The following is a 15370-nucleotide window of genomic DNA, read 5'->3' on the forward strand; positions in this document are numbered from 1 at the left end:
AAATTAATCAAAATAAAATAACCAACTGCGCTACCATTTTAAGCAGTGGTACTATTTGAACTCAAGTCCTAATTATGAAAAAACAGTTTATCAAAGTTGTACTTTCTTGTGCAGTACTAGCGGGAGGTTTTACGGTTACCAGCTGTAAAAATTCCGGTTCTTCCAAAGACGTGTCAAGAGCCACAGGCTGGAAAATAAACGCCAAAGAAGGTGGTTTTCAATACAATACGGATTTTAAAGAACAAGAAACGGCACCAGGCCTTGTGTTTGTTGAAGGTGGTACTTTCACCAAGGGTAAAGTACAGGATGACGTTATGCACGATTGGAACAACACGCCTACATCGCAACACGTACAGTCTTTTTATATGGACGAGACAGAGGTAACCAATGTCATGTACTTGGAGTATCTTGATTATCTTAAAAGTGTTTATCCTCCAGAAAATCCACAATACGCAAACATCTATAAAGGTGCTTTGCCAGATACTTTGGTTTGGAGAAATAGATTAGGCTTTAACGAAACTATGACCAACAACTATTTAAGACATCCGGCTTACGCTGAATATCCTGTAGTTGGTGTAAACTGGGTTCAAGCAACACAGTTTGCCGAGTGGCGTACAGATCGTGTTAACGAAGTAATGTTGGAAAGAGAAGGTTACTTGGCAAAAGATGCCAAATACCAAGCGGCCCAAGGCGAAGTAGCAGGTACTTTTAGTACAGAAGCTTATTTGAACAGACCAGAATCTGTTTACAACGGGCAAATAGACTCTTTACAAGGAAAAGCTAAAAAGGACAGTGTAAATACATTTGCCAAAAGAAGTAGCGGTGTAATTATGCCAGAATATAGACTACCAACGGAAACCGAATGGGAATACGCTGCACAAGCCAACCAAGGTAACCGTGAGTACAATAACTATAGAGGTAGAAAAAAATATCCTTGGGAAGGGGATTATACCAGAAACGGACAACGTGTAGGTAGAGGTGACCAGTTAGCCAACTTTAAGCAAGGTAAAGGTGATTACGGCGGAATTGCCGGATGGTCCGATGATGGTGCCGATATTACTGCTCAAGTAATGTCTTACAAGCCTAACGACCTTGGTCTTTATGACATGGCGGGTAACGTTGCCGAATGGGTTGCTGATGTTTACAGACCTATTGTAGATGATGAAGTAAGTGACTTTAACTACTACCGTGGTAACATTTACATGAAAACCGCAATAGGAGAAGATGGTAAAGTAAACATTCTTAGAGACTCTGTAATGTACGATACCATGCCAAACGGAAAAATAGTTGCCGTTAACCTTCCTGGTGAAATTAAAATGGTACCTGTTGATGAAGAAGAAACTTATTTAAGAACTAACTTCTCTTCAAGTGACAACAGAGGATACCGTGATGGTGATCCAGGTTCTTCTAGATTCTTTGATCAATTTAGTGATGAGGAAGATCAGAATGACAGAAAGAAAATGTACAACTCTCCTAAGCATAGTGTTGAGCGTGACTCAACCGGGAAATTGGTTCGCCAGTATGATAAGTCTAACAACAGATCAACATTGATCAATGACGAAGTTAGAGTTTACAAAGGTGGTTCTTGGAGAGATCGTGCCTACTGGTTAGATCCTGCACAAAGAAGATACATGCCTCAATATATGGCTACGGATTACGTAGGTTTCAGATGTGCTATGTCTAGGGTTGGATCTAAATCCAAAACTAAGAACAAAACACCAAGAGGTAAAAAAGTAAGATAAGCTCCTTAAAATATTTTTCTAAAAAGTCTCGGTATAATATGCCGGGACTTTTTTTATACTTTTACTTTATGAAAACAGCTCAATTGCACGACATCTTTTTGGAGTTTCCCGAAATCTGTACGGATACCAGAAAACTAAAGGAAAACTGTATTTTCTTCGCTTTAAAAGGAGACAACTTTAATGGAAATGAATACGCCGCCAAGGCATTGGAGAACGGAGCTGCCTATGCCGTGGTTGATGAGGAAGACCATGCACAATCAGACCAAAGGTTTATCCTAGTTGATAATGTTTTGGAAGCCCTTCAAAAATTAGCTTCTTTCCACAGAAATCACTCCAACGCTAAGGTTATTGCGTTAACGGGAAGTAACGGCAAAACCACCACCAAAGAGTTGATTAATGCCGTGCTATCAAAAAAGTACCGCACTATTGCAACCAAGGGCAACCTCAACAACCATATTGGAGTACCCCTTACCCTACTCTCAATAAAACCAGAAACTGAAATTGCCATTATAGAAATGGGAGCAAACCACCAAAAAGAAATTGAATTCCTGTGCAGTTTGGCACTGCCGGATTTTGGATATATCACCAATTTTGGAAAAGCCCATATTGAAGGTTTTGGAAGCGAAGAAGGTGTTATAAAAGGTAAAAGCGAATTATATGATTATCTCACACAAAACGATAAGCATATATTCATGAACGGTGATGACCCGGTTCAGTTTCAAGAACTAGGGAGCTACATAAAGAAGTACGGCTTTAGCACTAGTCAAAAAGAATTTTACAAAATAGAATTCTTAGGAGCAAATCCATTTGTGACAGCATCATTTGAAGACCTAAAAGTTGAATCACAGTTAATAGGCAGTTACAACTTCACCAATTGTGCAGCGGCCATACTTATAGGAAAATACTTTAACGTTCCCCTTAGTAAAATTGCAGAAGCCATAAAAGGCTACTCCCCTAACAACAATCGCTCTCAAATCATTAACCATAACGGCCACCAAATTATCCTTGATGCCTACAATGCTAACCCTACAAGCATGAAAGCTGCCTTGGAAAATTTCTCTCAGATGGAAGGAGGCTACAAAATTGCTTTTTTAGGCGATATGTTCGAGCTTGGGGAAATTGCATCTGTTGAGCACCAAAATATAGCAGATTTAGCAAAAGAATTAAATTTTGGCGAGGTTATACTCGTTGGTGAAAACTTTCACAAGACCAACACATCTTTTAAGAAATATAGCACTTTTGCCAAACTTAAGGACTATTTAAAGGACCAACAACCTAATCCCAAAAGCCTTATCCTTATAAAAGGGTCACGAGGCATGGCCTTGGAACGCATTCTAGATTCCATTTAAACCAAAAAAGGCAGCACCCCTAAAGTACTGCCTTTACCATCTATTACTACTTGTTGGCTTCTATTCCAACTTAACCCTATTTTCTACAATCTCTTTTATAGGTACAATTAGCTTTCCTTCTTTTGTATTTAAGGTTACACTAATATTATCTATCGCTTCAATTGTGCCCTCTATATCCGCAAACTTCACCTTATCTCCTGCGGCATAATTTTTTCGTGCATAAAAAGTCTTCAACAGGCTTTCAACCACATTTCTAGACCCAAGACCTAGTCCTAACGCAAAAGCTAAAAGAAACGCACCCAATATAAGCGTGAAATTACTTGTAAACATGGAAGTATCAATCCCCGCTTGATTTAAAGCCGTTATGGTAACAAAAATCACCATGATATAGAAAACTATACTACTAACAAGCTTTCCGCCTCCAAAGCCCATAGAATCAAAAACGCTTTTCAGTGCGGATTTTATCAACTTGGCCGCATATAGTCCAATCATAAAAATGACCATTGCACTAAGTAATATTGGAAGATAACGGAGCAGGTTGGCTATCTCTTGCGAGATGATGGTAAGCTCTACTATATCTGCCGCAACTATAATAAATACCAACAATAGTATATACTTCACAAACTGAAGCAATACTTTCTCTATATCTATTTTAACGTTACTGTCTCCAAATAACCTTGCTTCATTAATTTTATCCGAGACTTTACTCAACTGCGCTATCTTGAACACCTTTTTAAGAACAAAACGCACTACTTTACTAATGCCCCACCCCAACATCAGAATAACGATAGCTCCCAAAATATTGGGTAACGCAGATGCTATATCACTTACGATAGTACTTAAGGTATTGAAAGTCAAATCTTTCCACTCTGAAACTTTATCCATTTTCTTAAATGTTATGCGTTAAATAATATCGGGCTTGGTTTTAAATATATCTTCAATTGCAGACTTATAATTACATGTAAACAAGTTTGCCATGTCCATAACAAGTTTGGCAGAAGCTATATCATCCATAACCTTCTTTTTCAAATGAGGAGGAACCTCGTGCAACGAGTCTTCCATTTCCTTAAATGGATTTTTCTTTTCCATAGACATTATGGTATTTTGTTATAAGCTTCCACAATACGAGACTTTGCTCGTTTGAGTCGCATTTTCACGGCACTTTCCCCTATATCTAATATTGAGGTCAGTTCTTTTATCGATATATCGTCTTGGTACTTTAAAAGCAATATTTTTTTGTCCTCTGGGTCTACTAAATTTAAGGCCTTTTTAAGTTTTTCCGACCGCATATTGGCTATTTCCGCATCATCATCTACCACCGTTATGGGTTTAGTTGTTTGCGAAATAGAATCAGATTTATCACTCATTAACCTCTGCTTGTTCCTTTTCACATAGTTCACACAAAAATTATAGGTGAACGCATATACCCAAGTAGAGAATTTTGACTTTCCCTTAAAACTGGAAAGCTTCACAAAAAGCATCAGGAAAACATCCTGCGTAAGGTCTTGGGCCTCTGCTTGCGAATTAGAAAAGCTGTAACATTTATTATATACTCTTTGTGCATACCTATCGTAGAGTACAGCAAAAAGCAAAGCATCATTATGCCTCGCTATCTTGCGCACAAGCTCTTCATCCGACATCAATTGCGGTACTACTTCTGTTTCCAATATTTGGTTCTGGTTGCTAGTTACTAATTGCGACACAAAAAATGTCTAAAAGTCACCGTAATATATTTTAACAGACTCATTAACGACACGCAAAGGTATAAATATAGCGCCAGTAATCACCTTCAAAACAGAAAAGTAATCAATAAAAAAAGCTCAACATCTGCTTTTTAAACAAAGCAAGAATGAGCTTTTCCATCTTAATAATAAAGAACATTTTCCAACCCTAAAACCTATGTCTTGGTTTTAATAGTTGACCGAAAAGGTGTCAATTATTCTTTTTTCTCTTTATCCTTGAGCGCCTCAGGTTTCTGTTCTTTGGCACTGGAATTTGTAGAAAACAAAATGTTGGGAAGCATAACTACCATACCCAACAGGAATATGGCAATGCTTATACTGAAGAATACAAATACAAGATCATTCATCATATAGTAATGTTAGTTAGTGTATTCTTTTAGACACGGCAATTAACAAAAAGTCACTTTTTACCAAAAATTCTATTTTGAAACCAACATTACAGCTTTATCTACCCCTAAACACAAATATCTTAGATCATATAATTTTCGTTTTTACTTTGATTCTACTCAGGTTTTTCTTTCATCTTTTTTTTCCATTTTGTTTTACCTCTTAAATCTAAATAGCCCCTACCTTTTCTAGTATGCTCTTTAGAAGATAAGGCCGATGGTATCACAAATACCACAATCACCAAAAAAATGATTAAACTAACTGCCAAAAGAAGAACAAACGGATTAAACACACTTAGTAATTAACAGGTTATACACTTAGTAGGAAACCACTTAACGAAAAAAGTCACATAAAAAAGTATAAATATTTACCTATTCCTCAAAAAAGAAAGAATTGTCCCTGATGTAATTATTGAATTTTAAAAAAACACCTGATCTACATTGTTAAAATGTGAAAATTGCAAGCAGGGAAGAAGAGAGAAATATGTGGGTCATACTGGATTCGAACCAGTGACCTCTGCCCTGTCAAGGCAGCGCTCTAAACCAACTGAGCTAATGACCCATAAATAGTGGGCCAAAGGTAAAATTAATTTCGGATTAAGAAAACATAAATTAATTGTCTTTAGTAAGACAAAACTTCCATCGCGCATTCAATACAAAGAGTCAACAACTTACACCTAACAACACTAAAGTTTACGCTAAATTATTATCCATTAACCAACCTAACACAAGTTTACGCACTTTACAAAGTCTACAAATACTCAACATTGCATAGATTGACCATTTATTGCACTAATCCTATCATTTAAAATATGTATTTTGCGTCAATCACAATAAATTTACAATAGCTCAAAGATTGATTCATTATTATACAGTATGCGCAACACATACACTGAGTTGATATTAAACATGAGTATTTTTTTTAATTATAAATTTATTGTTCAACTCAAACCAACAATTTAGAACCAAGAGTCATGATAGCATTAGAATTCTCAACTTTTTTAGGTCGCTTTCACCCACTATTTGTACATCTTCCTATTGGGTTTCTTTTTTTAGCCATTGTTTTAGAATGGTACGAAAGCTTCAAAAAAACCGAAGTCAAAAGCAAACTAATTCCATTTGCATGGTTATTAGGTGCACTTAGTGCCGCAGGTGCCGCAATTTCCGGATGGTTCCTAGGAGAAACCGGCCTATACGAAGAAGAACACCTATTCGCCCATAGATGGCTGGGCATTGCCTTGGTAATAGTGGCCTTTATTGGATGGTACCTAAAAAGCAAACCAAAAGCTTTCCCCATTAAATTACAACACGGTTTTAACATCCTACTTTTGGCCATGCTTTTTATAGAAGGTCATAAAGGGGGAAATTTAACCCATGGCGAAACTTACTTGACCGAGTACGCTCCTGCCCCTATCCAAAAACTATTGGGCGCAAAAGATACAAAGGACTCCGGTCCTTCATTTATGACTCCAGATTCAGTTCAAGTTTATGCCGATTTGGTTGCTCCAATTTTTGAAGCAAAATGTGTAGGGTGCCATAATGATGAAATAAAGCGAGGCGGACTGAACATGAGCCACCCAGATTCATTACGCATGGGCGGAGAGAGCGAAAATGTTATTGCCGCCGGAAATACCCAAGACAGCGAACTTTTTAGAAGAATTACGCTTCCACCAAAAAATGTAAAGTTCATGCCACCTACAAATAATGCCCTCACCTATGATGAAATCAAAACTGTAGAATGGTGGATTGAACAAGGAGCTCCTTTTGAAGGCACGTTAACTAGCCTGAACGTAACCGAAAACATCAAACCAGTTCTACTAAGACGCTATGGCATTGATACCAACCCAAAACCATGGTATGAGACGGTACAGCTTCAAAAACTGGACAGCATTCAATTATCAAATCTGGTACAACAAGGTTTTGAAGTTAAAATCTTAGGTCCTGATAATTCCTTATTAGACGTTAAATATTCAGGTTCGGACCTTACTCAAGAAAAACTTGCAGAACTCCATAAGGCAAAAGACTATGTGACTTGGTTAAACCTGGCCAATACAAATATTAGTGACGAACAACTTTCAAATATCTCAGAGTTTGTGAACCTTACTCGTTTACAATTAGAAAAAACAGAAATTTCGGATAAAGGTGTTTCTCACTTAGCAGGACTAGAGCATTTAGAAGCCTTAAATCTATACGGTACTAAAGTAACTGACGCATGTTTACCAAGTATAGAAAAAATAAGCAGCCTTAAGCGCGTTTATTTATGGCAAACAGGAGTAAGTGCCCAAACAGCAAAAAACATTCAGGAGAACAACGAAAAACTAAAGATTGTAATAGGAAAAGGATAACCGATCTACATTTAAAATTTTAAAAGCCACCTAAACTATTTAGGTGGCTTTTTTTTATGAAGACTGAGCACATTTGGTGGTTGACAAACTATAAATGCCTAACAACTCGTGACCTTTGCAAAACTGTTCCATTTCTGATTTAGACACAAGCAATACCACGCTTCTACACTTGTGGAAAAATTCGCCGCACACTATAAAAACCTGGCTTTAATCTTTGAGTAAAATCCAATAGCTTTTCTAACGTTCTTAATAACGAGCGGACATGTTTTGTGAAGGGATGATTTAACGCTGTCCTAACCAAAACAAGAAGTAAAATGTGGAAAGTAAAAAGTCTCAAAAATAAAAAATCCTCAAACATTTTAATGCTTGAGGATTCTGGTGGGCAATGAGGGATTCGAACCCCCGACCCCCTCGGTGTAAACGAGGTGCTCTGAACCAACTGAGCTAATTGCCCTAAAAGGTGTGCAAATATAAGACTCTTTTTTACTTCTCAAAACAAAAAAAGAAAAAAAATTAAATTACTTCTGAAACAGTAAACGTACTACCTCCAACAAAGATAAAATCTTCCGGTCCAGCCTCTGTCAAAGCAGCATGATACGCAGCTTCAATAGATGTATATTTTCTCCCGTTCAAACCAAAATCTTTCACCCTGTCCATCAACTCATTAACCTCTAATCCTCTTGAAATACTTGGTGATGACAAGTAGTAATTTGCATCTTTTGGGAACAACGGAAGTATACCATCAAGGTCCTTACCCTTCACGAAACCAAGTACGAAAAATAATTTTCTAAATTTTTGCTGAGATACCTGATTTATCACAATAGATAGACCTTCCTTATTATGTGCCGTATCGCAAATAACGGTTGGAGCAACTTTTATTTGATGCCACCTCCCCATTAAACCCGTATTCTCGACCACATTCAAAAGCCCTTTACGTATTTTTTCATCTGCCAGACTAAAACCATTTAGTTGTCTTATAACGGCCAATACGCCTTTAACATTCTTTTTTTGATATGCACCTAAGAGCGAAGTAGGATACACCTCTTCAATTTCACGCTCCGCATAAATAAGTTTTGCCTTCTTAGATTTGGCCACCTTCCGAAACGTTTCGTCCGTTTCTGGCTGAAATTCACTTACCACCACAGGAACACCCTCTTTAATGATACCCGCTTTCTCAAAAGCGATCTTAGGTAAGGTATCACCCAACATATCTACGTGGTCAAAACCTATATTCGTAATCAGACTTACTTCAGGATGCATAATATTGGTTGAATCCAACCTACCTCCCAGCCCTACCTCAACCACGGCAATATCAACCTTCTCCTTTGCAAAATAATCAAAGGCCATGCCTACGGTCATTTCAAAAAAAGACAAATGATAATTTTCAAAAAAAGATTGATTATTCGCTACAAATTCAACCACGAAGTTTTCATCCACACATTCGCCATTTATACGAATACGTTCACGAAAGTCCTTAAGATGTGGTGACGTGTACAAACCTACTCTGTACCCGGCCTCCTGAAGTATTGATGCTAACATATGACTACTGGAACCCTTACCATTGGTCCCGGCCACGTGAATACTCTTAAACTTGTTCTCCGGATGATTTAAATGATTTGCAAAGTTGCGAATACCATCTAGTTTGGCATTATAGGCTTGTTTTCCTTTTTGTTGATACATTGGAAGTTGCGCAAACATCCAATCCAAAGTTTCCTGATAGGTCACTCTCCCAATTTAAAGTTGACGACCACAAAACCAACTTGCTGACTAGGCGCATTGGAATCTAAATTCCATTTATGCTTAAATGCGGTTTTCTTTGCAGGCTCCAATAAGCAAGGACTATTATTGGTAGTTCCCTTAACCCCAGGCGTAGCACTCACTACATTACCGTTGCGATCAACAATAATCTTCACTACTACCCTACCTTCTTCGTTACACTGCTGTTTTACCTGCCCTTTACCCACCAAGGAGCGACCATTTAAGCCATAACCACCTGTTCCGCTACCAGAACCGGGACTTCCATAATAACTCGTAGCATAGGGGTCACCATCTGGCTGTCCCTTATCACCCGCTCTGTTATCATCTCCTTCGCTTCCCGAAGCATTACCTTCGGATTTACTGATACCGCCAATAAGCGCATCTAGCTTTTTCTTTTTAGCCTCTTGCTCCTTACGGGCCTTTTCTTCAGCAGCTTTTTTCTCTTGAGCTTTTTTAGCCGCTTCCGCCTTTGCTTTTTTCTGAGCGTCCTCGGCCCTTTTCTTAGCAGCCTTCTCTGCTTCTTCCGCTTTCTTTTTGGCCTCTTGAGCTTTTTTAATTTTGATGGATTCTTCGTTCTCTTGAGTCAACACTTTTTCAGCCGGGGCTTCTTCGGCCACAACTTCTTCAGGCACATCTTCCGCAACCTCTTCTACTTCCTCAACAACCTCTTCTTGTTTAGAAGGTTCAACAGGTGGTGTATCCAAAGGTTCTGATCGGATTTTCTCTTTAGGTTGTACATTACCACTACCAAAGTTGGTAGTACCGAAATTAACGGAAATTCCGTTTTCGATAGGTGGGTCCATATAGGTAAGGCCTATATAGAACAATACAAGCAGCAATACACTTAGTAGAAAAGTAGTAAGTGTAAAAGATTTCTTTTTGTGTCTCGTGTCTAGGAATGACATTAATTGGGTCGCACGGCCAAGATCACCTTATAACTATTTCTATTGGCAATATCCATAACGTTCACCGCTTCTTTGATGGCAACGCTTTCTTCCGCCCTTAAAATAATTGTGGGTTTATCTTGTCCTTCTAGTGCCTTTTTTAATTCAATTTCTATGTATTCTCCGTTTATTCTCTCGTTGTTAACGTAGTACTGCAAATTCTTATCAATACTAACGGATACGTTTTGTGTGTTCGTAGACTTTCCTTTTGCCTTTGGAAGTAATAAATCTAAAGCATTGGGAGAGTTTGCCGTAAGCATAAAGAATATCAATAACAGAAATACGATATCTGTCATTGAAGACATACTAAAATCCGGGCTAACTTTGTTTCTTCCTCTTAGTTTCATGTCTTGCGAATTATAAAGGTTCGTTCAACAAGTCTAGAAACTCTACGGCGTTCGCCTCCATTTTATGAACCACTTTATCGGTCCTGTTCACCAAATGATTGTACCCAATGTAAGCTATAATACCTACGATCAAGCCCGCTACGGTAGTTGTCATTGCGGTATATATACCAGAAGCCAATGAGCCCATCTCTGCTTGACCACCACTGGTAGCCATTTCGTGGAACGCCAATATCATACCAATTACGGTTCCTAAGAATCCGATCATTGGTGCGGCACCCGCAACCGTTGCAAGAATACTAACATTCTTCTCCAGTTTATAAACCTCTAAGGTACCTGCATTTTCTATGGCCGTATTAATATCATCCAACGGCTTTCCAATTCTAGAAACCCCTTTTTCGGTTAATCGCGCTACAGGAGAATCGGTCTGGGCACAAAGTAATTTTGCCGCTTCCAACTTACCATTGGTAACATGGTCGCGAATCTGGTTCATAAAATTACTATCTATTTTTGAGGCCGCCTTGATAGCGAAAATACGCTCAAAGTAAATATAGAGAGCAACGAACAACATGATAAAAAGTACCGTTATAATAAGCACACTACCTGTACCGCCATTAAATATCAAATCGATAACGGAAAGTGTCTTCTCTTCTGACATAACATCCGCAGCTGCAGGATCTTGAGCCATATCTTGAAATAACATCATAGAATTCTTAGGTATTAGAGTTGCCTCTATAACGGTATTTTATCGATTAAATTATACGTTTAATACAAAATCTCTTAATAAAATAAAAGTTACGGCTCCGGATATAAAACCAACCAATGCCAACCATGCTATTTTCTTTAAATACCAGAAGAAATCTATCTTCTCCATACCCATGGCAACAACACCGGCAGCAGAACCGATAATCAACATACTACCTCCTGTACCAGCTGAATATGCAATGAAGTGCCATAATGGATTATCCATTGGTTCTGAGAACATTCCCAAACTAGCAGCCACCAAAGGCACATTATCAATTACAGCGGAACCAATACCAAATAGCATTACCACAATATCCGTATTAGGAATAGCTTCGTTTAGACTTTCGGCATAATGGAATAACATACCCAAAGATTCCAAAGCTGCAACCGCCAATAATATACCTAAGAAAAATAATATACTTGGCAGTTCAATTTTTGAAAGTGAATGATGAACAGGACTATGGTGACCTGCAGTATCATCTCCTTCTCCTTCTACATTTGAAATACTGAATTTTGAATTACTATAAATTTCAGCAAATGTTGCTACAACGGCCAATGACAACATCATACCCACGTATGGAGGTAAATGAGTAACCGTTTTAAAGAAAGGAACAAATACGATAGCACTCAAACCTAAGTACAACATTGTTGCACCATATTTAGACTTTGGCTCTTCTAAAGCATCAATATTACTATCAAGATTCCCCTTAAAGGCTTTAAATCTACTAGCTATCAATACTGGCACTACCATACAAACTATTGAAGGAAGAAGAACGTGTTCCACTAATTGCAAAGCAGACACTTTGTTTGCGATCCATAGCATGGTAGTTGTTACATCTCCAATAGGAGACCACGCACCACCAGCATTTGCCGTAATGATAATCATACCCGCAAACCACAGACGTGTTTCCCTATCATTAACCACTTTTTGCAATATGGTAATCAAAACAATTGTAGCAGTTAAGTTATCTATGATAGCCGAAAGGACAAAGGCCAATATTGAAAATAACCATAACAACTTTCGTTTACTTTTAGTTCGGATGAACCCTTTAATAGTCGCAAAACCATCAAAATAATCAATAATTTCTACAATGGTCATCGCCCCTAATAGAAAGACTAGTATTTCTGCCGTTTTACCTAAGTGATGCAGTAGAATTTCATCTATATGTGTGGGCTCGAGCTCCCTAAGTTGTGTGTTGACCTCAAAAACATCCATATGGGTCAAGGCAATTATAGCCCAGAGAATAGCCATCATGGCAAGAGCCGGAATTAGCTTATCTATTTTAAGGTTATGCTCAAGGGTAATCGCAAGATAACCTGCGAGGAATACGATAATAATAATGGTCTCCATACTCAATCTATTTATATTAGTTGTTTCAATGCAATTTCAAATGCCGTTCGGCTGATATTCTCCTTAGAGGAATTTTGTTTGTAAGTGTTCAATATAGCTTTTCGGATGGTATCCGAAGTATCTTTAAAAATAAGCTCATCATCAATGCCTACTCTTTTTTCCATGAAGTAAGCAAAAACTCGTGCCATACCACAGTTTGATATAAAATCTGGAATTACACTCACCTTTCCGTCCGTATACTCCATAATCGGCCCAAAAAATATTTCCTTATCCGCAAAAGGCACGTTAGCCCCGCAGGAAATTACTTCTAAACCTGTGTTAATCAAACTATTTATCTGATCTCTTGTTACAAGACGAGATGCGGCACACGGCGCAAATATTTCTGCTTGCAAAGACCAGATACGCTCATTTATTTCATCAAAAGGAATCATCTCATCAGCCCCAGCTATTAGATTGTTCCCATTTTTATTAAGGAAAAAAGTCTTGATTTCTTCAAAAGAAAACCCTTCTTCATTAATTACACCTCCGGCGCGATCAATTATTCCAACGATTTTAGCTCCCATTTGGGCCAAGTAATAGGCCGCGGCGCTCCCTACATTTCCAAAACCTTGAACTATAGCTTTTTTCCCAACAACGTTCCCACCGTATATATCGTAATAATGTTTCACTGCTTCGGCAACACCATATCCGGTAATCATATCGGCAACGGTATACTTCCTGGAAACTTCAGGCGAATACTTTTTGTTCTCCAAAGCTTTGATTACCCCAAGGCGCAATTGCCCAATTCTGTTGATTTTATCTGCTTCGGTAGGCTTAAAATGACCATTAAAAACGCCCTCTTGAGGATGCCAGACTCCTGCATCTTCAGTAATTGGAATGACCTCATGAATCTCATCTACGTTAAGATCCCCTCCGGTACCGTAGTAGCTTTTTAATAACGGTGATACCGCATGGTACCAACGTTCCAACACTCCTTTTTTTCTTGGATCATTGGGGTTAAAGTTAATTCCGGACTTAGCCCCGCCAATTGGTGGGCCAGAAACGGTAAATTTAACCTCCATAGTTTTTGCCAAAGAAAGCACCTCGTTCATATCCAATCCTTCACGCATCCTGGTTCCTCCTCCTGCAGCTCCACCTCTAAGTGAATTTATGACCGTCCACCCCTCGGCTTCCGTCTCACTATCTTTCCAATTAAAGACAATTTCAGGCGATTTATTTTCGTATGCTTGTAGTAACTCTTTCATTATAAATTGATTTAAATACTATTATGACTCTAATTCCCCATTTAAAAAATTTCTCTTTCTCTACGCCAAAACGGCGTTACTGCTGTGTCATAACTTTCAGTTTAAATCAATTCGAAAAACGAATTCAACAAATATAAAAATTTGGCTTGGGATACAAAGTTTTTGACCACTAATGAATCATTAATTTTTTAAAAAAAATTAGCTCACTTTGCTAGGTGTACAATTTATTTCAGAAGCTTATATTTGTAGAAGCTCAAAAAAAAGACAGATAAATTATGGATTTCTCATTATCAGAAGAACATTTAATGATTAGACAGGCTGCGCGCGATTTTGCTCAGAACGAATTACTACCCGGAGTAATCGAAAGGGATGAAGCTCAAAAATTCCCCTCCGAGCAAATTAAGAAGCTTGGCGAACTTGGGTTTTTAGGCATGATGACCGACCCTAAATATAGCGGAAGCGGCATGGATACCCTATCTTATGTTATTGCCATGGAAGAACTATCTAAAGTTGATGCTTCTGCATCTGTAGTGGTTTCCGTTAACAATTCATTGGTCTGCTGGGGCCTAGAAGCCTTTGGAAATGAAGAACAAAAACAAAAATACCTGACACGATTGGCTTCTGGAGAAGTAATTGGCGCTTTCTGCCTTTCCGAACCCGAAGCAGGGAGTGATGCTACTTCCCAAAAAACTACGGCTATAGACAAAGGTGACCACTATATTCTGAACGGAACCAAAAACTGGATTACCAACGGCGGTACTGCGGACATTTATTTGGTCATAGCCCAAACGGATAGAGAAAAAGGACATAAAGGTATTAACGCCCTTATTGTGGAAAAGGGAATGTCCGGTTTTGAAATCGGCCCAAAAGAAAATAAATTAGGGATACGTGGTAGCGATACACACTCCCTTAACTTTAATGACGTAAAGGTTCCTAAGGAGAACAGAATAGGTGAAGATGGTTTTGGTTTTAAATTTGCCATGAAAACCCTATCCGGAGGCCGTATAGGTATTGCCGCACAAGCACTAGGTATTGCAGCTGGGGCATATGAGCTGGCACTTAAATATTCTAAAGAACGAAAAGCATTTGGCACGGAAATTTCTAATCACCAAGCCATAGCTTTTAAACTGGCGGACATGCACGTGCAAATAGAAGCGGCACGAAACCTAGTATATAAAGCGGCATGGGACAAAGACCAAGGTAACAATTACGACCTATCTAGTGCCATTGCCAAACTTTATGCATCCCAAGCAGCTATGGACACGACTGTTGAAGCAGTACAAATACACGGTGGTAATGGTTTTGTTAAAGACTACCACGTAGAAAGACTTATGAGGGATGCCAAAATAACCCAGATTTACGAGGGAACTAGCGAGATTCAAAAAATAGTAATCTCTAGGAGTATTTTAAAAAATTAATAT

Annotated in this window: 14 protein-coding genes and 2 tRNA genes; 4 read left to right on the forward strand and 12 right to left on the reverse strand. The window is 38.4% G+C overall.

What is annotated here, in order from left to right; genetic code table 11:
* Positions 1-74: 74 nt before the first annotated feature.
* Together gldJ and murF are read left to right on the forward strand one after the other, a co-directional pair.
* Positions 75-1742, forward strand: a complete 1668-nt coding sequence (gldJ, locus tag SJY45_RS09595) for a gliding motility lipoprotein GldJ (protein ID WP_400070331.1) — start codon at positions 75-77, stop codon at positions 1740-1742.
* A 68-nt stretch (positions 1743-1810) separates the two neighbouring features.
* Entirely contained in the window at positions 1811-3091 is a 1281-nt protein-coding gene (murF, locus tag SJY45_RS09600; protein ID WP_400070333.1) for a UDP-N-acetylmuramoyl-tripeptide--D-alanyl-D-alanine ligase, read from the forward strand.
* A 60-nt stretch (positions 3092-3151) separates the two neighbouring features.
* Here murF and SJY45_RS09605 read toward each other — a convergent pair whose 3' ends face one another.
* From SJY45_RS09605 to SJY45_RS09625, 5 genes are all read right to left on the reverse strand, one after another.
* The gene (locus tag SJY45_RS09605) at positions 3152-3976 is read right to left on the reverse strand and encodes a mechanosensitive ion channel family protein (RefSeq protein WP_215441106.1); all 825 of its coding nucleotides are present in this window, start codon (positions 3974-3976) and stop codon (positions 3152-3154) included.
* An 18-nt stretch (positions 3977-3994) separates the two neighbouring features.
* Complete coding sequence (locus tag SJY45_RS09610) at positions 3995-4186, reverse strand: hypothetical protein (RefSeq protein WP_215441105.1); 192 nt, start codon at positions 4184-4186, stop codon at positions 3995-3997.
* Positions 4186-4731 (reverse strand): RNA polymerase sigma factor, encoded by a 546-nt coding sequence (locus SJY45_RS09615; protein ID WP_215441333.1) that lies wholly within the window; start codon positions 4729-4731, stop codon positions 4186-4188. Before SJY45_RS09615 ends, SJY45_RS09610 begins: the two co-directional genes overlap by 1 nt.
* A gap of 296 nt (positions 4732-5027) precedes the next feature.
* On the reverse strand, positions 5028-5183 hold the full coding sequence (locus tag SJY45_RS09620) for a hypothetical protein (protein ID WP_215441104.1): 156 nt from the start codon (positions 5181-5183) through the stop codon (positions 5028-5030).
* A gap of 523 nt (positions 5184-5706) precedes the next feature.
* A tRNA-Val gene (locus tag SJY45_RS09625) sits at positions 5707-5781 on the reverse strand.
* Between the two features lie 412 nt (positions 5782-6193).
* Between SJY45_RS09625 and SJY45_RS09630 the strand changes: the two genes are divergently transcribed.
* The gene (locus SJY45_RS09630; RefSeq protein ID WP_400070336.1) at positions 6194-7564 is read left to right on the forward strand and encodes a c-type cytochrome domain-containing protein; all 1371 of its coding nucleotides are present in this window, start codon (positions 6194-6196) and stop codon (positions 7562-7564) included.
* Positions 7565-7940: 376 nt separating this feature from the next.
* On the opposite strand, the gene SJY45_RS09635 is transcribed toward SJY45_RS09630, so the two are convergent.
* From SJY45_RS09635 to SJY45_RS09665, 7 genes are all read right to left on the reverse strand, one after another.
* A tRNA-Val gene (locus SJY45_RS09635) sits at positions 7941-8018 on the reverse strand.
* 59 nt (positions 8019-8077) lie between these two features.
* Entirely contained in the window at positions 8078-9289 is a 1212-nt protein-coding gene (locus SJY45_RS09640) for a bifunctional folylpolyglutamate synthase/dihydrofolate synthase (protein WP_400070338.1), read from the reverse strand.
* Entirely contained in the window at positions 9286-10227 is a 942-nt protein-coding gene (locus tag SJY45_RS09645) for an energy transducer TonB (protein WP_289041507.1), read from the reverse strand. The genes SJY45_RS09640 and SJY45_RS09645 overlap by 4 nt, the downstream gene beginning before the upstream one ends.
* Positions 10227-10613: a biopolymer transporter ExbD gene (locus SJY45_RS09650; RefSeq protein ID WP_215441096.1), complete on the reverse strand. Its 387-nt coding sequence runs from the start codon at positions 10611-10613 to the stop codon at positions 10227-10229. Before SJY45_RS09650 ends, SJY45_RS09645 begins: the two co-directional genes overlap by 1 nt.
* Positions 10614-10623: 10 nt before the next feature.
* Positions 10624-11316, reverse strand: a complete 693-nt coding sequence (locus SJY45_RS09655) for a MotA/TolQ/ExbB proton channel family protein (protein ID WP_194526076.1) — start codon at positions 11314-11316, stop codon at positions 10624-10626.
* Between the two features lie 51 nt (positions 11317-11367).
* Positions 11368-12705, reverse strand: coding sequence for a sodium:proton antiporter NhaD (gene nhaD / locus SJY45_RS09660; protein ID WP_215441094.1), 1338 nt, complete (start codon positions 12703-12705; stop codon positions 11368-11370).
* 11 nt (positions 12706-12716) lie between these two features.
* Complete coding sequence (locus tag SJY45_RS09665; RefSeq protein WP_400070342.1) at positions 12717-13949, reverse strand: Glu/Leu/Phe/Val dehydrogenase dimerization domain-containing protein; 1233 nt, start codon at positions 13947-13949, stop codon at positions 12717-12719.
* Positions 13950-14224: 275 nt separating this feature from the next.
* On the opposite strand from SJY45_RS09665, the gene SJY45_RS09670 reads away from it, so the two are divergent.
* A complete protein-coding gene (locus SJY45_RS09670; RefSeq protein WP_400070344.1) occupies positions 14225-15367 on the forward strand; it encodes an acyl-CoA dehydrogenase in 1143 nt (380 codons plus the stop codon).
* The last annotated feature ends 3 nt before the right edge of the window (positions 15368-15370 follow it).

It is taken from the genome of Zobellia russellii (assembly GCF_044597075.1).
Lineage (GTDB): Bacteria > Bacteroidota > Bacteroidia > Flavobacteriales > Flavobacteriaceae > Zobellia > Zobellia russellii.